General features: G+C 71.7%; 18 protein-coding genes. 9 read left to right on the forward strand and 9 right to left on the reverse strand.

Translation table 11 applies throughout. The features are described 5' to 3' along the window. The first annotated feature begins 498 nt into the window (after positions 1-498). From OHA30_RS02840 to OHA30_RS02865, 6 genes are all read left to right on the forward strand, one after another. Complete coding sequence (locus tag OHA30_RS02840; RefSeq protein WP_328912186.1) at positions 499-1,326, forward strand: SGNH/GDSL hydrolase family protein; 828 nt, start codon at positions 499-501, stop codon at positions 1,324-1,326. Positions 1,327-1,495: 169 nt separating this feature from the next. After that, complete coding sequence (locus OHA30_RS02845; RefSeq protein WP_405786165.1) at positions 1,496-2,581, forward strand: LacI family DNA-binding transcriptional regulator; 1,086 nt, start codon at positions 1,496-1,498, stop codon at positions 2,579-2,581. Between the two features lie 170 nt (positions 2,582-2,751). Then, complete coding sequence (locus OHA30_RS02850) at positions 2,752-3,546, forward strand: enoyl-CoA hydratase/isomerase family protein (protein WP_328912187.1); 795 nt, start codon at positions 2,752-2,754, stop codon at positions 3,544-3,546. An 89-nt stretch (positions 3,547-3,635) separates the two neighbouring features. Further along, the gene (locus tag OHA30_RS02855; RefSeq protein ID WP_328912188.1) at positions 3,636-4,058 is read left to right on the forward strand and encodes an ArsR/SmtB family transcription factor; all 423 of its coding nucleotides are present in this window, start codon (positions 3,636-3,638) and stop codon (positions 4,056-4,058) included. 278 nt (positions 4,059-4,336) lie between these two features. Beyond that, entirely contained in the window at positions 4,337-5,791 is a 1,455-nt protein-coding gene (locus OHA30_RS02860; protein ID WP_328912189.1) for an NAD-dependent succinate-semialdehyde dehydrogenase, read from the forward strand. Next, a complete protein-coding gene (locus OHA30_RS02865; RefSeq protein WP_328912190.1) occupies positions 5,788-6,861 on the forward strand; it encodes an MBL fold metallo-hydrolase in 1,074 nt (357 codons plus the stop codon). Before OHA30_RS02860 ends, OHA30_RS02865 begins: the two co-directional genes overlap by 4 nt. 90 nt (positions 6,862-6,951) lie before the next feature. Here OHA30_RS02865 and OHA30_RS02870 read toward each other — a convergent pair whose 3' ends face one another. Further along, the gene (locus tag OHA30_RS02870; protein WP_328912191.1) at positions 6,952-9,084 is read right to left on the reverse strand and encodes an acetate--CoA ligase family protein; all 2,133 of its coding nucleotides are present in this window, start codon (positions 9,082-9,084) and stop codon (positions 6,952-6,954) included. 151 nt (positions 9,085-9,235) lie between these two features. Here OHA30_RS02870 and OHA30_RS02875 point away from each other — a divergent pair, with 151 nt between their 5' ends. Both OHA30_RS02875 and OHA30_RS02880 read left to right on the forward strand, forming a co-directional pair. After that, the gene (locus tag OHA30_RS02875) at positions 9,236-9,754 is read left to right on the forward strand and encodes an FAS1-like dehydratase domain-containing protein (protein WP_328912192.1); all 519 of its coding nucleotides are present in this window, start codon (positions 9,236-9,238) and stop codon (positions 9,752-9,754) included. A 15-nt stretch (positions 9,755-9,769) separates the two neighbouring features. Further along, on the forward strand, positions 9,770-10,177 hold the full coding sequence (locus OHA30_RS02880) for a MaoC/PaaZ C-terminal domain-containing protein (RefSeq protein WP_328912193.1): 408 nt from the start codon (positions 9,770-9,772) through the stop codon (positions 10,175-10,177). Between the two features lie 146 nt (positions 10,178-10,323). Here OHA30_RS02880 and OHA30_RS02885 read toward each other — a convergent pair whose 3' ends face one another. The 7 genes from OHA30_RS02885 to OHA30_RS02915 all read right to left on the reverse strand — a co-directional run bounded on the left by OHA30_RS02885 (position 10,324) and on the right by OHA30_RS02915 (position 17,852). Further along, a complete protein-coding gene (locus OHA30_RS02885; protein WP_328912194.1) occupies positions 10,324-11,202 on the reverse strand; it encodes a hypothetical protein in 879 nt (292 codons plus the stop codon). 163 nt (positions 11,203-11,365) lie between these two features. Then, positions 11,366-12,577 (reverse strand): acyl-CoA dehydrogenase family protein, encoded by a 1,212-nt coding sequence (locus OHA30_RS02890; protein ID WP_328912195.1) that lies wholly within the window; start codon positions 12,575-12,577, stop codon positions 11,366-11,368. Between the two features lie 40 nt (positions 12,578-12,617). Further along, on the reverse strand, positions 12,618-13,667 hold the full coding sequence (locus tag OHA30_RS02895) for an acyl-CoA dehydrogenase family protein (protein ID WP_328912196.1): 1,050 nt from the start codon (positions 13,665-13,667) through the stop codon (positions 12,618-12,620). Positions 13,668-13,707: 40 nt separating this feature from the next. After that, positions 13,708-14,946, reverse strand: coding sequence for an acyl-CoA dehydrogenase family protein (locus tag OHA30_RS02900; protein ID WP_328912197.1), 1,239 nt, complete (start codon positions 14,944-14,946; stop codon positions 13,708-13,710). Further along, positions 14,943-16,073 carry an acyl-CoA dehydrogenase family protein gene (locus OHA30_RS02905; protein ID WP_328912198.1) on the reverse strand — a complete coding sequence of 377 codons (1,131 nt, stop codon included), beginning with the start codon at positions 16,071-16,073 and terminating at the stop codon, positions 14,943-14,945. Before OHA30_RS02905 ends, OHA30_RS02900 begins: the two co-directional genes overlap by 4 nt. Positions 16,074-16,097: 24 nt before the next feature. After that, positions 16,098-17,060, reverse strand: a complete 963-nt coding sequence (locus tag OHA30_RS02910; protein WP_328912199.1) for an electron transfer flavoprotein subunit alpha/FixB family protein — start codon at positions 17,058-17,060, stop codon at positions 16,098-16,100. Positions 17,061-17,069: 9 nt separating this feature from the next. After that, a complete protein-coding gene (locus tag OHA30_RS02915; protein ID WP_328912200.1) occupies positions 17,070-17,852 on the reverse strand; it encodes an electron transfer flavoprotein subunit beta/FixA family protein in 783 nt (260 codons plus the stop codon). A 204-nt stretch (positions 17,853-18,056) separates the two neighbouring features. Here OHA30_RS02915 and OHA30_RS02920 point away from each other — a divergent pair, with 204 nt between their 5' ends. Continuing rightward, entirely contained in the window at positions 18,057-18,929 is an 873-nt protein-coding gene (locus OHA30_RS02920) for an AAA family ATPase (RefSeq protein ID WP_328912201.1), read from the forward strand. On the opposite strand, the gene OHA30_RS02925 is transcribed toward OHA30_RS02920, so the two are convergent. Further along, positions 18,926-19,663, reverse strand: a complete 738-nt coding sequence (locus tag OHA30_RS02925) for an alpha/beta fold hydrolase (protein WP_328912202.1) — start codon at positions 19,661-19,663, stop codon at positions 18,926-18,928. The two genes, OHA30_RS02920 and OHA30_RS02925, sit on opposite strands and share 4 nt — an antisense overlap. Positions 19,664-19,718 lie beyond the last annotated feature (55 nt).

Consider the following 19,718-nt stretch of genomic DNA (forward strand, 5'->3'; position numbering starts at 1 on the left):
GCCCGGGCGCCTCGGCGGGGGAGGATCCGTCCACACAGGCCATGAGGTCCCTCTCCTGACTGCCGGGGGCGCTCCCCGAAACGAGCGGTGTTCGACGTTCACCGTTTCACAACGCCGGTCCCGCCCTCGCGCCGACGCGTGCGCCGGACCCGCCAACCACCTTGTCACCGACCGGCCCCCAGGCCGGCACGCGCCTGACCGCCCGAAGCGTGCGAGCGGTGCCAATGGCCCGACCTGTGACAAGAAAGCGAGCCGCTATATCGACAGAACGATCGAACATATGGCCATCGGCCCTCTCCCCGCGCTGCTCGACGCCACCGGCGGGGACAATCGGAGGTGAACGTCGAGGACGGTGCCACCGCGCCGGCGGACCGGGCTCGTGACCCCGACACGACCGCCCAAGACGGTGCGAACGGCACCGCGAACGGCCCCCGGCTTGAGATGCTGAGACCAGGTCAACCGCACTCAGAAAGGACGGGTGTGAGGAAAGCACTCGTAGTGGCTGTGCCGGCCGTGCTGACGGCCGTGTTCGGCCTGGCCTGGGGCGCCGCGCTGCCGACACCGGCCGCCCCTGCCTCGGTCGCGCACGCGACCGCGCTGCGGCTGATGCCGCTGGGCGACTCGATCACCTGGGGTGTCGGCAGCAGCACCGGGAACGGCTACCGCGCCGTGCTCAGGGACGAGCTGTCGTCCCAAGGTCACCGGGTGGACTTCGTCGGGTCCGTCCGCCACGGCGACATGGCGGATTCCGACAACGAGGGCCACCCCGGCTACCGGATCGACCAGATCGCCGCCCTCACGGACACGGCGCTCGCCCGTTACCGGCCCAACGTCGTCACGCTGGAGATCGGCACCAACGACCTGAACCAGGACCACCGGGTCGCCACCGCCGCCGACCGGCTGAGCGCGCTGATCGACCGGATCACGGCCGATGACCCCGGCGTGACCGTGCTGGTGGGGTCCCTGATCCCCTCCAGGAGCCACACCGAGGAGCCGCACAGGCCCGCCTTCAACCGGGCGGTCCCCGGCGTCGTGCGGGCGAAGCGCGCGGCCGGCGAGCACGTCGGATACGTCGACATGAGCGCCGTGGCCAGGTCCGACCTGGCGAGCCCGCTGCATCCCGACGACCGGGGCTACCGGAAGATGGCCGCCGCCTTCGACCGGGCCGTCCAGAGCGCCGACCGGGCCGGCTGGATCAAGGCCCCGGCCGCCGCGGGGACGCGCTCCGGCTTCGCGGACAGGTGTCTGAACGCCGGGACCGGCGAGAACGGCACCGTCGACCCGTTGTGGAGATGCGACAGCACCGAGGCCCCGCGACAGCCGTAGCCGGGCGCCGAACGACCGCCGTACGGGCGTGTCACCCGTACGGCCGTACGGGGGTCGCGCGGGGCGGCAGCGGGAACGCTTCTCACCGGCGCCGGTCGCAAGGGCCGTCCGTCACCGCCGCGGTACTTTCGCCGCGACGACCGGGACAGCTGAGGGAGACGAGGTGACCGTGCCCGAGAACGGCCGTAAGGGAGCGACCTCCGCCACGGCGGAGGGAAGCGCGAAGGGCCAGGGCACGGCCCCGGAGACGGGCAGGGTGACCATCGCCGACATCGCCCGTGAGGCGGGTGTCTCGGTGCCGACCGTCTCCAAGGTGCTCAACGGGCACAGCCATGTCTCGCCGGTCACCCGGGAGAAGGTCGAATCGCTGCTGGAGAGCCACCACTACCTGCGCCGCCGCAGCCGCCCGGCCCGTACCGTCGGACTGATCGACCTGGTCATCGACGAGCTGGACAGCCCCTGGTCGGTCGAGGTCATCCGGGGCGTGGACGAGGTCGCGGCCGGTCACCGTACGGGGGTGGTGGTCACCGCGGTGCACGGCCGGGCGGCGGACACCGTGCGCTGGCTGGACAACATCGCCCAGCGCGGCAGCGACGGGGTCATCCTCACCGTCACCGAACTCTCCCCCGTGCACCGGCGCAAGCTCCAGGACCTGAACACGCCGCTGGTCCTGGTCGACCCGGTCGGCACCCCCGACCCCGGTGTCCCGTCCGTCGGCGCGACCAACTGGCACGGCGGACTGGCCGCCACCCAGCACCTGCTTGACCTCGGCCATCGCCGGATCGCCATCCTGACCGGACCGGAGAACGTACTGTGCGCCCGGGCCAGACTCGACGGCTACCGGGCGGCGCTCGAAGGGGCCGGCATCCCGGTCGACCCCGCGCTCGTGGCCGACGGTGTGTTCCGCCACGCCAGCGGCTTCTCCGCCATGAACGGACTGCTCGCGCTCGCCGACCCGCCGACCGCCGTCTTCGCGTGCAGCGATCTGCAGGCGCTGGGCGCGTACGAGGCGCTGCGCCGGGCCGGGCTGGGGGTCGGGCGGGACGTCAGCATGGTGGGCTTCGACGACCTGCCCACCGCCGCGTGGGCCTCGCCGCCCCTGACGACGGTCCGCCAGCCGCTCAGCGAGATGGCCGGGATGGCGGCGCGGATGGTGCTGCAAGGGGTCGGGACCGTGCTGCCCGGGGGCACCCAGCGGCTGGAGCTGGCCACCGAACTGATGGTCAGGGAGAGTACGGCCCCGCCGCCCCACTGACCCCTGACCTCCGCACCACGGGCCCCGGGCGTGGCGTCCGGGGTCTACTTGCGGTCGGCGGAAATAGTTCGATACTTAGGTGGTCTCTCGGACTGACAACAGTTCGACACACGGAGTCACGACGGGCCGGACCGGTTCCGCCGTCGGCACGCACGGATCGGAGAGCCAGTATGAAGCGGACCGGCAAGGAGGTCGTGGTCGAGGAACCCTCCTTCGGGGTACGCCTGGTGACGCTGAACCTGCCGCATGTGCGCAACGCCATGACCCAGGAGATGACCGACACCTGGCGCGCGGCGATGGCCGAGATCCACGACGACAGGACGGTGCGCGCCGTCGTACTGACCGGCGCGGGCAGCTCGTTCTGCTCCGGCGCCGATCTGTCGTTCCTCGACCAGGGCAGCGCGCACCACAACACCCCGGACCGGCTGCGCGACAAGATGGCGCCGTTCTACGACTCCTGGCTGATGGCCCGCCGGCTGCCGGTGCCGGTGGTCGCCGCGGTGAACGGCCCGGCCATCGGCGCCGGACTGTGTCTCGCGCTCGCCTGCGATCTGCGCTACGGCGGCCAGGACGCCGTCTTCAGCGCGCCCTTCAACTCGCTCGGCACGCACGGCGGGATGGGCGTCAACTATCTGCTCCCCGAGGTGATCGGCATCGCCCGCGCGCGCGAGATGCTGTACACGAGCCGGACGGTGGACGCCGAGGAGGCGCTGCACTGGGGACTGGTCAGCGACGTCGTCGACGACGTCCTGACGCACAGCCTCGAGGTGGCCGACCGGATCGCGCAGGCGGCCCCGATCGCCACCCGGCTGACCAAGGTCGGGCTCGAGCAGTCCTTCCACGGCCTGGACGCGGCGCTGCGCTGGGAGGCACTGGCCCAGCCGGTGACGATGGCGACCGAGGATCTGCACGAGGGCATCCAGGCGCGCCGCCAGCATCGGCCCGCGCACTTCCAGGGTCGTTAACGCGCCAGAAACGCGCACCGCGCGTCGTTCCTTTACGCTGGGAGTATATTGATAGTTGTGACACTACCGTCGGCGCCGAAAGGAACACGATGAGGCAGATCGCGAATCCGGGCGTGTCGGTCTCGGACGTCATGAAGGCGCTGAGCGACCCGATCCGGTGGGACATCATCCGCCAGATGGCCGAGGTCCCCGAGCTGCCGTGCGCGGTGCTGGAGTCGACCCTGCCCATCTCCAAGCCGACCATTTCGTATCACACGAAGATCCTCGGCCAGGTCGGTCTGCTCGAAGTCCGCAAAGAAGGCCGTAATTTCTTCTACACGCTCAATCGCGAGGTGCTGCGGGACCTCATGGACGAGCTGTGGGCGCTGGCCCCCGAGCCGCGTCCGGTCAAGCAGGGCCGTGTCGAGCACCGTTCGCCGTCCCGTCGGCGTTACTCCCGGCAGGACGAGCACACGCAGCAGGAGGCGGCGGCCTCGGGCCAGCAGAACGATCTGGTGCTGCTGACCTGGTGAGCCCCCGGCCGCCCGGCGCACGCCGCCCGGCCACCCTCTGACAGGCGTCGACCCACGAAGGGCCGGCGCCTTTCGCATGCCCGCGCGGCCCCCGGCGCCTTCCCGTTGGAGCGGCGCACGCCGCGCCGGCCCGACCGTCGGCACCCGACGTCAGCACCCGCCCCCGCGCCCGTCCGCGGGTGAGACGTCCCTCACGACACGGGGTCGATATTTCGATCGTTGTTGCAGTATGGTTTCCTAGTTCCACAACTATCAATCTGTCATAAGGGTGGTCGAGCATGAGCGCACATGACGGCGCAACGCTGTACATCAACGGCAGCTGGGCGGGGGCGGACGACGGTGCGGAGTTCGAGGTCACCGATCCGAGCAGTGGAAAGGCGATCGGCCGGGCGGCGGACGCGACCGCGGCCGAGACGCGGCGCGCGGTCGACGCCGCCACCGCGGCCTTCGCCACCTGGAGCACCGAGTCCGCGTACACCCGGGCGGACGCCCTGCTGCGCGCCCACGTCCTCATGCTGGAGCGGGCCGAGGAGCTGGCCCGGCTGATGAGCCTGGAGCAGGGCAAGCCGCTGCGCGCCGCGCGCAACGAGGTGCGCTACGGCGCCGACTTCCTGATCTGGTTCGCCGAGGAGGCCAAGCGCGTCTACGGCAGCACGATCCCCTCGCCCCGGGTCAACCAGCGGCTGACGGTCCTGCGCCAGCCGGTCGGTGTCGTCGCCGGCATCACCCCGTGGAACTACCCGATCTCGATGATCACCCGCAAGGTCGCCCCCGCCGTGGCGGCCGGCTGCACGATCGTGCTCAAGCCCGCCGAGCAGACCCCGCTGTGCGCCGCGGCCGTCTTCGAGATCCTGGACGAAGCGGGCCTGCCGCCGGGTGTGGTCAACCTGGTGACGACCAACCGCCCGGCCGGGGTCGGCGACACGCTGCTGGACTCGCCGGCCGTCCGCAAGCTGACCTTCACCGGCTCCACGGACGTCGGCAAGATGCTCGCCGCCCGGGCCGCCGCGACGATGAAGCACGTCTCGATGGAACTGGGCGGCCACGCGCCCTTCATCGTCTTCGACGACGCCGACGCCTCCCACGCCGCCAAGGGCGCCGCCCTGGTGAAGTACCTCAACACCGGTCAGGCGTGCATCTGCCCGAACCGGATCTACGTCCAGCGCGCGGCCGTCGAGGAGTTCTCCAAGGTGCTCACCGACCGGGTCGGACGGCTCAAGGCCGGCTCCGGCCTGGACGAGTCCTCGACCGTGGGGCCGCTCATCGACCAGGACGCCATGGACAAGATGCGGCGTCAGGTCGCCGACGCCCGGGCCAAGGGCGCCTCGGTGCTGGCCGGCGGCGAGCAGCTGACCGGAGAGCCTTACGGCAGCGGGCTGTTCTTCGCGCCGACCGTACTGGCCGACGTCACCCCGGACATGGCGATCTACCGCGAGGAGACCTTCGGGCCGATCGCCGCGATCATCCCCTTCGACGACGAGGACGAGGTGATCGCGATGGCCAACGACACCGTCTACGGTCTCGCGTCGTACGTCTACACCACCGATGTGGCCCGCGCGGTACGCGTCTCGGAGGCGCTCAAGTTCGGCATCGTCGGCATCAACGACATCAACCCGACCGCCGCGGCGGCACCGTTCGGCGGTACCGGCGAGAGCGGTCTCGGCCGTGAGGGGGGCGCGCAGGGCATCGAGGAGTACCTCGACGTCAAGCTGATCGGACACGTGCTCCCGTGACGGCGGTCGCCGCGCCGTCGGCGGCCGGCCGGGAGCAGCACCGGGCCTGGCGGGAGCGCCGGCTGCCACCGGTCGAGGAGATAAGGCCCGGGCTGTGGTCGCTGCCGGTGCCGATCCCGGACAACCCGCTGCGCTACGTGCTGGCCTACGCGGTCGCGCTCGACACCGGGGGGATCGCCCTGGTCGACACCGGCTGGCCGGCGGACGAGTCCTGGCAGGGGCTCCAGGACGCGATCGGCGCGACCGGCCACCGGGTCGAGGACGTGCGTACGGTGCTGATCACCCACGCGCACACCGATCACCACGGGCTGACCTCGCGGATCGTGGGCGCCTCGGGCGCCGCGGTCGGCATGCACCCCGCCGAGGCCGGTGTCCTCTCGCGGGTCGCCGCGCTCGCCGTCACCGGCCCCACGCAGGAGCGGTGGCTGGAACTGCGCGGGGCGCCGCGGGCGGAGAACGAGGAACTGCGGCGTTCGCTGCTGGCCATGGGTCGCTTCCAGGACGCACTGGCCCCGCCCGACTTCCTCGTGGAGGACGGCAGCCGGCCGCTGCGGGGGCGGGCGGATCTGCGGGCGGTGTGGACGCCCGGCCACACCGAGGGCCATCTGTGCTTCCTGCTCGACGACGAGCGGGTGCTGCTCTCCGGCGACCACGTACTGCCGCGCATCACCCCCAATGTCTCGCGCGCGCCGGGCCTGGACGACGACGCGATCGGCTCGTACCTGGACTCGCTCACGGCCACCGGACGGCTGCGGGTCGAGGAGGTGCTGCCCGCGCACGAGTACCGCTTCGCGGGCCTGCCGGGGCGGGTGACGGCCATGCTCGGCCACCATCACCAGCGGCTGGCGGAGATCGAGGCCGCGGTGCGGGCCGAACCGGGGTGCAGCACCTGGCGGATCGCGGAGACGATCTCGTGGTCGCGCGGCTGGGAGAGCACCTACGGGCTGATGCGGCAGACCGCGATCAGCGAGACGTACACCCATCTGCGGCATCTGGAGAAGCTCGGGCGGGTGTCCCGGCCGGTCGGCGGGACCGACGCCTGGCGGCTCGCGGCCGCCGACCCGGCGTAGACGCCGAAGCGACAAGGAACGGCTCCGGCGAACCCCCTTCCCGGGGTTCGCCGGAGCCGTTTCGTGTGCGGAGCCGTCAGGCCGCGCGGGCTACGGGCGCAGCAGACAGAGGGCGTCGACCGCGACGAACCCCTGGGAGCCGTAGACCAGCGGGTTGATGTCGAGGGAGGCGATCCAGTCGGCGCCCTCCGCGGCGAGCCGGCCGGCGCCGACCAGGATCTCGGTCAGCGCGTCCAGGTCCCAGGGCTCGGAGCCGCGGAAGCCGTGCATCAGCCCGAGGTCCGCGAACTCCTCGATGAGGCCGCGTGCCTCGGCGGGTGTCAGCGGCGCCATCCGCCCGCCGACCCGCCGTACGACCTCGACCAGGACGCCGCCGATGCCGAAGACCACCAGCGGGCCCAGTTCGCTGCCGCCCTGCACGCCGACGATCGTCTCACCCTGGATGTCGGCCATCGGCTGGACGGCCACCAGCGCCGGCAGCCCGTCGCGTGCGGCGATGTCCCGCATCTCCGCCACCGCCCCGGCCAGCGTCTCACCGGTGACCTTGAGCCGTACGGCGCCGTGCTCGGTACGGTGGCCCACGTCGGCGAGCTTGACCACGTAAGGGCCCGCGAAGTCCGGTACGGCGACCGGCGCGCCCTCCTCGATCAGCACGTGGGGCGCGGTGGGGATGCCGTAGGACGCGATGAGGTCCATGGTGGCGCCGAACGGCAGCATGGGTCCCTCGGCGATCCGCACGGGGGCCGCCGCCGGCCGCGGGGCCGGGGTCACCGCGCCGGACGCGAGGACGGTCGCGGCCTGCCGGCGGGCGAAGCCGCCGAGGGTGGCCAGGCCGCGCAGGGTCGAGCGCAGCCCGTGGCCGAGCGCGACCACTCCGGTGCCCCTGACCTGCTCGTCCACGAAGTCGCCGAGGGGGCCGGAGCAGTTGGCGATGACGAAGGGCTTGCGCACCTCGCGGGCGGCCTTGATGAACTCCGCGACCAGGCCGCGGGTCGTCGGCGAGTCGTCCTCGTCGGCCAGCGGGTGGATGTAGAGCAGGGCGTCCAGCTCGGGCGAGTTGGCGTAGCTGTCGACGATCTGCGGCCAGAACGCGCTGCCGAGGCCGGTGGTGTCCAGCGGGTTGGGCACGGTGACACCCGGCAGGTTCTCCATCACCCAGGGCTTCATCGACTCCAGGGCCGGCACCTCCAGGCCCTCGGCCTCGGCGATGTCGTAGGAGAGCGAGGCGAAGCCGCCGGTCATGGTGATGATGCCGAGGTTCCGCACGCCGGTCCAGCGGTCGGCGTCGAGCTGGGGGAACATCGACAGGCGGTCGACCAGTTCCTCCGGGTCGCGGGCCATCGCGATGCCCGCCTGGGCGAAGGCGACGTCGTAGACCCAGGCGTCGCCGGTCAGGGCGTTGGTGTGCGAGGCGGCCATCGCCTGGGTGCGGGAGCTGCGGGCCAGTTTGAGCGCCGCCACCGGCTTGCCCGCGGCGGTCGCCTTCCGGACCGCGGCGAAGAACGCCTCGGGGCGCCGTACCTGCTCGATGACCAGGCCGATCACCTCGGTCTCGGGGTCGTCGGCGAAGTAGTCGATGTAGTCGGCGAGGTCGGTGACGGCCTCGTTGCCTGCCGAGATCAGGACGTTGAGGCCGGTGCCGGGCCGGTCCCAGGCGGCCATCGCCACACCGCTGAGCATGGCGCCGCTCTGCGAGACGATGGAGATGCCGCCGGGGCGGCGCTTGTGCCGGCTGGCGATGGTGAGGCTGACCTGGTGCGGGACGTTGATGTAGCCGAGTCCGTTGGGGCCGATGACGGCCATGCCGCCGCGCTCGGCCGCGGCCACCAGCCGGGTCTGGAGCGCCGCGCCCTCGGCGCCGGTCTCGGCGAAACCGCCGGCGATCAGCACCAGGCCGCCGCAGTCGAGGTCGGCGCAGTCCTCGGCGAGCTGGGTGGTGCGCTCGGCGGACATCACCGAGAGCACGGCGTCGATCGGGCGCCCGATGTCCTGGATGCGGGCGTAGGTCTTGCGTCCGAGCACCGTGTCGTACTTGGGGTTGACGAAGAACACCTCGGCGTCGCTGTCGAGGCTCGGCGCGATGTAGTCGAGGAAGGACGACTTGTCGCTCAGCCCGACCACGGCGATCGTGCGGGGCTTCAGCAGGCGGCGCAGGGCCTCGCCCTGGTTGCGGGCGGAGGGCTCACCCTGCCGGGAGGCGGACGCGTCGGCGGCGATGCTCATACATGGACCTCACTCACGTCGTGGCAACACTGAGAGTCAATCACTATTCGATAGACTTAAATGTGTTGTAGAGTCTATCTGCGCCATTCGGGACGGTCAACGAGTTCTCGCACTCGATCATTCGATGATCGTCTAACTGATGGGAGAAGGTATGGCAGTCAGCAACATCTCCGCCGAGATGCGGGCCGCGATCGGCCGGAAGTTCCGGCACTCGACCAGCTTTCCGGTGTCGGCCTCCGACATCCGCAAGTGGGCGATCGCGGTCTACTACCCGGAGCCGCCGCCGGCGGTCTTCTGGGACGAGGAGGAGGCGGGCAGGGGCGGGCACGGCGGCATCGTGGCGCCGGAGGACTTCAACCCCTTCGCCTGGATGACGACGGCGGGCCCGGACGACCGCTCGGGGGGCGAGCCCAACGACCCGGACAACACCGAGCATCTGCTCGGCATCGCGGGCCCCGGTCTGAAGTTCCAGCTCAACGGCGGCCTTGAGGTCGAGTACGGCGTGCCGATCCGGCCCGGCGACGTCATCTCCACGGTCTCCGGTGTGGCGGAGTACCGCGAACGGCAGGGCAGGCTCGGCCTGATGCTGTTCACGGTCATCGAGGACGTCTGGACCAACCAGGACGAGCAGGTGGTCCGCCGCAGCCGGATCACGCTGATCCGCTACTGAGCGCCGAGGAGAGGCATGAGCGAGTACGACATCACCGTCGGACAGGCGATCCCGGTGTTCACCCGGACCACCGGTTTCGCCAACTGGAACCGGTACGCCGCGGTCAACGACGAGTTCGTCCCCATCCACATGGACGACGAGGCCGGCCGGGCGGCCGGCTACGCCACCGCCTTCGGCATGGGCAATCTGCAGTGGGCGTATCTGCACAACGTGCTGCGCGAGTGGCTGCCCGGCGCCCGGATCGTACGCCTGGCCTGCCAGTTCCGCTCCCCCAACACCAAGGGGATGGTGGTCACCGCCAAGGGCACGGTCACGGCGGTGCGCGACGCGGACGGCGGCCGCGAGGTCGACGTCGAGGTCTGGACCGAGGACCAGGACGGCAACCGGCTCGCGCCCGGCACCGCCACCCTGCTGCTGAACTGACGCGGTCAGGACCGCCACCAGAGCCGGGACCGGGACCGCAACCAGAACCGGAACCGGAGCCAGAACCGACGGAACCGGGCCGCGGGGCTTCCTCCCGCGGCCCGGTTCCGTCGGTCGGCCCGGTCCGCACCTGCCGGCGCGCGGGGTCAGCCCCGGTCGCGCGGCCCGCCGGGAGCGTCCCACGTCGTCCACCGGAACGGCACACCGTGCGTGGTGGCCGGGTCGGTGATCAGCGTCTCGTCGTCGCGCGCGAGCGTCTTGATCCCCTTGGACTTCAGGTACTCCTCGGTGGTGTCGAGGTTCTGCACCTTGAACGCGGCCGCGTGGTGGATCTCCTTGTTCGCCGCCATGTCGTCGGCCGCGAGCGTCCCGTCGGTGTACGGGGTCGACAGCTGCACCACGGTGTCGCCCATCAGCACATAGGTGTCCTCGGTGCCGGTCAGGGCCGACTTCCCCTTGTGCAGCACGGTCCCGCCCAGCACCCCGGCGTAGACCTGCTCCGCGCGGTCCCGGTCCTTGGTGAGCACGGTGGTGTACGCCAGGCCGGGCGTGGCGATCGGGTGGTTGTTGATCCACCAGTCCGGGTCCCAGTCGGGCTGGAGCCGCGGGTCGTTCTTCTCGCCGAACTCACCGGGGCGCATGAATTCGAGCTGGGTGACGGTGTCCTTGGGGTGCGTCATGATGGCCGAGTCCGGGCCCGGCCGGGTGTCGGTGAGCTGACCGCCCTCGATGTAGACACGCACTCCGGCGTCGGTGCAGCGCTGCCAGATCTCGCCGGCGTCGTCGGTGTACCAGGCGATCGAGTGCCAGTGGTTGCCGAACCGGTTGTAGAACCGGCCGATCGGCATCGCGTCCCAGCCGTCGACCCGGAAGGCCGGGGCCAGCGGCTCGATCACCGTGTCGCCGAGGAGCACCAGCGAGGCGTCACGCACCTCGCCCTCCATGTAGTGGTGGTCGAGGAAACCGCGGCGCACGCTGAACACGTCGTCGTACCAGGTCTCCAGGGAGGGGAGATCCCCCGTCATGTGGATGATGTGAAACAGGCGTCCGATGGGCATGGTGGTCCTGCCTTTCCAAGAGCGGGAAACGGAAAGTCGTGAACGCGGCGCGGCGCGAGGGCCGCGAGCCGCCGGAAACGTCGGAATACCGGAGGAGTACCGGAGAGGTACCGGAGGGATACCGAGGGGGTTACGCGCCCGAGCGGGCGGAGAAGACCTTGCTGCCGGGGAAGACGGCGCGTGGCAGTCCCAGCTCGTGCTGGGCGATGATGGTGCGGAAGACCTCGACGGTGCCGCCGTAGGTGGCGGTGCCCTGCGCGTACCGGTGGGCGAAGTCCACCTGGCCGCCGCCGATCGCGCCGGGGGCGCCCCGGGAGATCAGCCCGGCCGGGCCGAGCAGGTCGAGCAGTTCCGCGGCGCCGGCCACGATGGTCTCGGCGCACTTGACCCGGCCGAAGGCGCCGGGCGTGGCGAGCGCGGCCTCCAGTTCGACGGCGACCTTGCCCAGCCGGTAGCGGACCGCCGGGTCGTCGGCCGGCCGGGAGCCGTCGGGGGCCGAGGTGTTGGCCCACTCGGCGGCGGCGTCCAGCGCGAGGTGCAGCTCCCGGACGAACTGGACACCGATCGACGGGTCGTCGAGCCCGGCGTCCTCCGCTGCGCCGCCGATGCTGTGCTCCTCGTCCAGCGGCCCGCGCAGGACGGCCCAGCCGTCGTTGACCCCGCCGAGCCGGTAGTCGTCGGAGACCCGGACGTTGTCGTAGTAGACGATGTTGGTCCGCTCGCCGCTGAACGCCCGGATGCCCTGGATCTCGATGCCCTTGCTGTTCAGGGGCATCAGGAACATCGTCAGGCCCTTGTGCTTGGGCAGTTCGGGGTCGGTGCGGGTGATCAGGAAGGTGTACTGGCAGTTGTGGGCGCCGGTGGTGAAGATCTTCGAACCGTTCACCGTCCACTCGTCGCCGTCCCTGACCGCCCGGGTCCTCGCCCCGGCGATGTCGGAGCCGCCGTCGGGCTCGGTGTAGCCGAGACAGAAGCGCACCCGCCCGCTGGCGACCCCGGAGATCACGTCGTCGCGGATCGGCTCGGAGGCATATCGCTCCACGGCGGACAGCACCAGCCGGGTGGTGCCGAGCGTCACCCAGGGCACATGCGCCTTCTGGAGCTCCAGTTCCAGGATGCGGGCGCCGAGCGGGTCGAGCCCCGCGCCGCCGCGCTCGACCGGCCGGGTGGGCAGGATCCAGCCGCGCTCGCCCATCGCCAGATGGACCTTCTCGTTGAATCCGTCGCCGGTCCGGTGCTCGTGCTCGTACACCTCGTCGGTGAACTGCTCCCGTACGAAGTCCCTGGCCTCCTGCCGCAGGGCGCGGTGCGCGTCGTCCAGCTCGATGATGCCGAAATCCATGGTCCGTCCTTTCTCCTCGTGGTCGCGGTCGTGGCCCGGGTCAGTGCGTACCGACGGCGGCCAGGCGCAGTTCGCCCACCGTCCGTACGTCCTGCTGCGGGTCTCCGCCGCTGAGCGCCCAGCCCTTGGCGCGCAGGAAGAACAGGCCGGCGTCGGCCTCGACGGTGAAGCCCAGTCCGCCCTGGGCGTGCTGGGCGGTGGTCGCGCCGTGGTTGGCGACCTTGGCGGCGTAGGCGAGCGCGGATGCCTGGAGGCCGATCTCGGAGTCGGGCTCGTGGTCGAGGAACCAGGCCGCCCTGCGGTAGAGGTTGCGGGCTCCGGCGACCCCGATCGCCACGTCGGCGAGCGGGAAGGAGACGCCCTGGAGGGTGGCGATGACCACGCCCATGGTCTGCCGGGTCTTCACGAAGTCGACCGCGAGCGCGAGCGCCCCCTCGGTCAGGCCGGTCAGCGCGGCCGCGGCCAGGGTCTTCCACTCACGGGCGGCGCGGGCCAGCAGCGCGCGGCCGCCGGACCCGGCGACCACCGTACGGGTCTGGCCGGTGTCCGCCGGGTCGACCCAGGCGTACGGCAGACTGCTCTGGTTCGGCACGTGCGGACGGGGAGAGGCCGCGGTCAGTACGACCAGCTGGTCGCCGTCCAGGGCGACCACCGAGTCCGCGACCGCCGCGGTCGACACCAGCCGGGGCCCGCCCAGTGGGGTGAGGGCGGCACCGAGCAGCCCGGTGCCGTCGGCCGCCCGCTCCAGGAACCCGAGGGCGGCCTCGGTGCCCGCGGCCGCCAGCAGCCGGGCGGCGACCACATGCTCAAGCAGCGGCACCGGGGCCAGGGTGCGGCCCATCTCCTCGGCGACCAGGCTCAGTTCGACAATGCCGGCGCCGTCCCCGCCGACCGACTCGGGCAGCGCCATCGAGGCCGCCCCCATCCCGGCCAGCTTGGTCCACAGCGCCGGGTCGTGACCCAGGGGTTCGGCGGCGCGGACCACGCCGGTGGGGCACTCCTTGGCGAAGAAACCGGCGAAGGCGTCACGTACCGCCTCGTGGTCGTCGTCCAGGGAGAAGTCCTGCCGCCGCAGTTCGTACGGATTCATGCGTACTCCTGACACTTCCGACACATCTGCTCTCTCAGCGTCAATGTCCCTGTTTGACATTTTTGAACGGCATGTCGCGATCCGCGGCGAACTCGCGCGGCATCTTCAGCACGCGCTCGCTGATGATGTTGCGGGACATCTCCGTACTGCCGCCGCCGAGGCTCGCGCCCTGGCGGAAGAGGTAGTTCACCCCGAACAGGCCCAGGCCCTGTTCGCCGTCCGGCTCCCCGGTGACGCCGGTGGCGCCGGCGATCGCGACGCTGACATCGGCCTCCAGCCAGTCGCTCTCGGCGTGGAAGAGCCGGATCACCGAGCCGGCCGGGGCCTCCATCGCGCCCGTGCCGATCGCCCGGGTGACCCGCGCGATCAGCTGCTCCTGCACCAGCTTCATCGCCCGGACCTCGCCGATCTGCTCGCGCACCCGGGGGTCCTCCAACTGGCCGGTCGCGCGGGCCAGTTCCAGGAGGTCCGGCGGGGTGCCGCCGAGCCGCGGCCCGGCGCCGCTGGTGTACGGCGAACCGCCGCCGACCGCGTTGCGCTCGTGGAAGAGCTGGCGCGAGGCCGTCGCCCAGCCGCCGTTGACCTCGCCGACCACCGCGTCGGCGGGCAGCACCACGTCGTCGAAGAACTCCTGGCAGAACTCGGTCGAACCGTTGACCTGCTTGATCCGGTTGATCGTGACGCCCGGCGCGTGCACGGGCATCAGGAACATCGTCAGCCCGCGGTGCTTGGGCGCGTCCCAGTCGGTCCTGGCCAGGCAGAGCGCGTAGTCGGCCGCGTAGGCGCCCGAGCTCCAGATCTTCGAGCCGTTGACCACCCACTCGTCGCCGTCGCGGTCCGCCCTGGTGATCAGTCCGGCCAGGTCGGAGCCGCCCTTGGGCTCGGAGAGGAACTGGACCAGCACCTCGTCGCCGCGGATCACGGCCGGCAGGTGCCGCAGCTTCTGCTCCTCGGTCCCCATGTCGAGGATCGTCGGGGCGCAGATCGAGAACGTGGGCACGTTCAGCAGCAGCGGCATCTCGTACCCGAGCGACTCCTCGGTGAAGGCCCGCTGATGGGCCGGGGTCAGGCCGAGGCCGCCGTACTCGCGAGGGAAGCAGATGCCGGCGAAACCGCCTTCGTGGATCTGCTTCTGGAGGACGCGGGCGCGCGCCCACCGCGCGTCGTCGTCACCCCCGGCGTGGGCCGGGGGCGCCGGGGGGAGACTGGCCTTGAGCCATCGGCGGGCGCGGTCCCGGAAGCTCTCGACGGACTCGACGTCCAGGGGGCCGGCGCTCATGCGGCGCTCCTCTCCAACAGGTCGGTGACGCGGCGCCGGTGATCCTCGGGGGTCCCGTACAGGGCCCGGTCGAGGGTCACCCGCCGCAGATACAGATGCAGGTCGTGTTCCCAGGTCACGCCGATGCCGCCGTGCAGCTGCACACAGTCCTGGACGATCACCGGGGCCTTGGCGCCGACGTACGACTTCGCGACGCTGACCGCCTCGGCGGCCCGCTCGGGGGCCTCGTCGATCGCGTGCGCCGCGCCCGAGGTCGTGGCGTGGCAGGCCTCCAGCCAGGTCTTGTTGTCGGCCATCCGGTGCTTGAGCGCCTGGTACGAGGCGAGCGGGCGGCCGAAGCTGTAGCGGTCGAACATCCACTGCACGGTGACGTCGAAGCTCCGCGCCACGGCGCCGGTCATCTCCGCGGTGGCGAGCGTGGCCGCGACGCGCAGCTGTGCCTCGACGGCCTCGGCCGCAGCCGCGCCGCGCTGGACGACCGCGTCGGCGCCGACCCGTACCCCCTCGAAGGAGACCTGCGCGGTACGGCGGACCAGGTCGAGGGTCCAGACCGGGGTCACGGTCACCCCGGGCGCGTCGGCCGGCACCAGCAGCTGGACCGGTCCGTCCGGCGCGGCGGCCGTCACCAGGAAGAGGTCGGCCTGGTCACCGGACTCGACCCGGTCCTTGACCCCGGTCAGCAGGTAGCCGTCGCCGTCCGGCTCGGCCCGGGTGCCGGGCGGCGCGGGGTCCCAGCCGTGGCCGGGCTCGTACACCGCCCAGGCGGCGATGCTCTCACCTGCCACGATGCCGGCGATCGGGTCCGCGAAGGGTTCACCGGCCCGGACCAGGCCGGTCAGTACGGCGCTGGTGGTGGTCAGCGGGCCGGGCGCGCAGGCCCGTCCCATCTCCTCGGCGACGATGGCCAGGTCGACCACCGGCGATCCGGAGACGCTGCCGCCGCCCAGGCTCTCGGGCACGAGCATCGCCGTCCAGCCGAGTTCGGCGCCCCGCCGCCACCAGTCGCGTTCGAATCCGAGCGCCCGGTCCGCCAGTTCACGCACCCGGCTGAGCGGTGCGGATTTCTCCAGGTAGTCGCGGGTGGTCGAGTGGAACAGCCGTTGGTCGGCCGTGAGGTCCACGTCCATGGGGAGTCTCCGGGAACGGATCGGTCAAGCGCGACGGCGCTCGATGTCTTCGGACAGAGCGGGTACGACCTCGTGCAGATCGCCGACGATTCCGAAGTCGGCGAGGTCGAAGATGGGCGCGTCGGGGTCCTTGTTGACCGCGACGATCGTCTTGGAGGTCTGCATGCCCGCGCGGTGCTGGATCGCGCCGGAGATGCCGACGGCCAGATACAGCTCCGGCGAGACGGTCTTGCCGGTCTGCCCGACCTGGTAACTGTGCGCGTACCAGCCCGCGTCGACCGCGGCCCGGGAGGCGCCGACGGCGCCGCCGAGCTGGTCGGCCAGCCGCTCGACCAGGGCGAATGCCTCGCTGCCGCCCAGGCCCCGGCCGCCGCTGACGACGATCGAGGCGCCGGTCAGCTCGGGCCGGCCGGAGGACTCGCGCGCGGTGCGGCGGGTGACGCGGACCGCACGGGCCAGGTCGGTGACGACGGCGGGCCGGTGGTCGGCCTCGACGGCGGCCGGCGCCTCCTCGGGGGTGACGGCGTTGGCCTTGACCGTGATGACCGGGATGCCGACGGTGACGTCGCTCGTCACGATGAACGAGGCCGCGAACACCGACTGGGTGGCGACGACCGCGCCCTGCCCGTCGGGGCGGACGTCGACGGCGTCGGTGATCACCCCGGAGCCGGTGCGGACCGCGAGCCGGGCCGCGACCTCGCGCATGTCGGACGAGCTCGGGGTGAGGATCGCGGCGGGCGGCTCGGGCAGTTCGGCCAGCAGCGCGGCCACGGTGTCGACCACGGGCAGCACCGGGTGCTCGGCCACCGCGGGGTCGTCGACGACGGTGACGCGCGTCGCGCCGAAGCGGCCGTACTCCTGCGGGTCGAGCGGGCCGAAGGAGACGACCCAGGGGTCGCCCAGCCGGCGGGCGAGCGTGACGAGTTCGGCGGCCGACTTGGTGAGGTGCGCGGAGCGCGCGTCGGTCAGAACCAGTACGGCGGACATCGGGGCTCCTCAGATGAACTTGTTGCGGGCGAGGTAGTCGGCGAGCACGGCGCCGCCTTCGCCGTCGTCCTTGACCTGCTCGCCGGCCTGCCGAGGGGGCCGCCTGACGGCCTCCCGTACGGCCGTGCGGGAACCGGCGGCGCCGACCGAGTCGGCGCCGAGGCCGAGGTCAGCGAGGGTCCAGGTCTCGACCGGCTTCTTCTTGGCGGCCATGATCCCCTTGAACGACGGGTAGCGTGCCTCGCCGGTGCGGTCGGTGACGCTGACCACGGCGGGCAGTTCGCAGACCAGTTCCTCGGTGCCCTCGTCGCTCTCGCGCACGGCCTCGACGGTGGTCCCGTCGCAGGTCAGGCTCACCGCGTAGGTCACCTGGGGCAGTCCGAGGTGTTCTGCGAGCATCGCGGGCAGCACGCCCATGGCGCCGTCCGTGGAGGACATCCCGCACATCACCAGGTCGTAGTCGAGCCGACCGAGGGCGGCGACGAGGGTGCGGGCGGTCGCGGAGGCGTCGGAGCCGTGCAGGGCGTCGTCCAGGACGTGCACCCCTCGGTCGCCGCCCATGGCGAGCGCCTTGCGCAAGGTGGCGTCGGCGTCCTCGGGTCCGATGGTCAGATAGGTGATCTCGGTGCCCGGCACCTTCTCTGACAGGGCGATGGCCTGTTCGGCGGTGTACTCGTCGAGTTCGGAGAGGTGGCAGTCCACCCCTTCGCGGTCGACGGTCAGGTCGTCGGCGTAACTGCGGTCACTCGCCAGGTCCGGCGTGTGCTTCACGAGCGCGACGATCTTCGGCATGGAACCCCTACCTTTCGTACATCCCGTACGTTTCGAGCGCCTTGCGGAGAGTCGGACGACGTGCGACTCTCCGCAAGGTCATTCGATGGTCATGAAAGTATCTCGGCGGAATTGCGCTGTCAACCCTGCTCCCGGGCCGCTTGACCCGGGTCGTGGGCCAAAATAGTTTGAGGAAAGGCAAAGTATCGATCGAAGGGATGCTCCATGGGTGAGCCCACCGGGTCGGCGGCACCGACATCGCTCGACGAGGCACTGCGGCGTACCGGATATCTGCCGAACGCCCAGACACTCAGCACCGTGAGCCTCGCCGACCGGCTCGACAAACCGGTCCTGGTCGAGGGACCGGCCGGCACCGGCAAGACCGCGCTGGCGAAGGCCGTCGCCGAGGCCGACGGCGCGCGGCTGATCCGGCTCCAGTGCTACGAGGGCCTGGACGAGTCCAAGGCGCTGTACGAATGGGACTACCGCAAGCAGCTGCTGCGGATCCAGGCCGGGGGCGGCGCCGACTGGGACAGCCTGGAGGACGACATCTTCGGCGCCCGCTATCTGCTCGAACGCCCCCTGCTCGCCGCGATCCGCAGCGAGGAGCGGGTGGTGCTGCTCATCGACGAGGTCGACCGGCTCGACACCGAGACCGAGGCGCTGCTGCTCGAAGTCCTCTCGGAGTACCAGATCTCCATCCCGGAACTCGGCACGGTGCACGCCCGTACCCACCCGCGGACCTTTCTGACCTCGAACAACAGCCGCGAGCTGTCCGAGGCGCTCAAGCGCCGCTGTCTGTATCTGCACCTGGGGTACCCGAGCGCAGAACGCGAACGCGAGATCGTCCGGGCCCACGTACCGGACCTGCCGGAGACCGTCGCGCGGCAGATCGCCGACGTCATGGCCTCGCTGCGCGGTCTTGAGCTGCGCAAGAAGCCGTCCGTCTCGGAAACCCTCGACTGGGCCCGGGCGCTGGCGCACCTCGGGGTACGGGACGTCGACGGCGGCGCGGTCCTCGACGGGCTGAACGTCCTGCTCAAGAACCAGGCCGACATCGAGCTCGTCACCGGCGAACTCGCCCGCCGGCCCGGCTAGGCGGCGAGGAAGTGCGCCACCACGTCGAAGGCCGCGAGCGCCGACACGGTCGCGAAGTGGTCGACCCCGGGCAGCACCCGCAGCCGCGCGTCGGGCAGCGCGGCGACCAGCCGGTCGGCGGGCATCGCCTCGTCGCGGTCGCCGACCACCACGAGCACCGGGCAGCGGACGCCGCCGAGCAGCGCGGGGTCGACGCCCAGCGCGGCGGACTCCAGGAAGTCGGCCACCCGCAGCCGGTCGTTGCCGCTGCGCTCGACCAGCCGCCAGAACGTGCGCTCCCGTACGGCCTCGGGCTCGGCCGGACCGCGCAGGGCCGCGACCAGCGGCCGGACCGACTCCGGTGCGGGGGCCAGCACATGGTCGCCGATCCCGAGCAGCGCGATCCGCGAGAAGTGGTCGGGCGCGGCGGCGGCCGCGGCCAGCAGCGCGACCGCCCCGGCGGAGAAGCCGGCGGCGGCGACGCCGTCCGGCTTGCCGCCCGCCGCGTCGTCCGCCGCGTCACCGGCCGCGTCACCCGCCGCGTCGTCCGCCGCGGCGAGCACGGCGGCCGCGGCGGCGCCGGCGGGGGACGCGGCGCCGGGGGTCTCCAGCGGTGCGCCGCCGTGGCCGGGCAGCCGGACCGGGCGCGGGGCCAGGCCCTCCGCCTCCAGGACGTCGACCCAGCCCGGCCGCACCCAGTTGTTCTCGAAGGTCGAACCCAGTCCGTGGACAAGAAGCACGCTCGTGGCAGACACGGCGCGAGAGTACGTCGGGTCTCCGCGGCTGACCAGGGGAAGCGGGGCGGAGGAT

This window comes from Streptomyces sp. NBC_00223, from assembly GCF_036199905.1.
Lineage (GTDB): Bacteria > Actinomycetota > Actinomycetes > Streptomycetales > Streptomycetaceae > Actinacidiphila.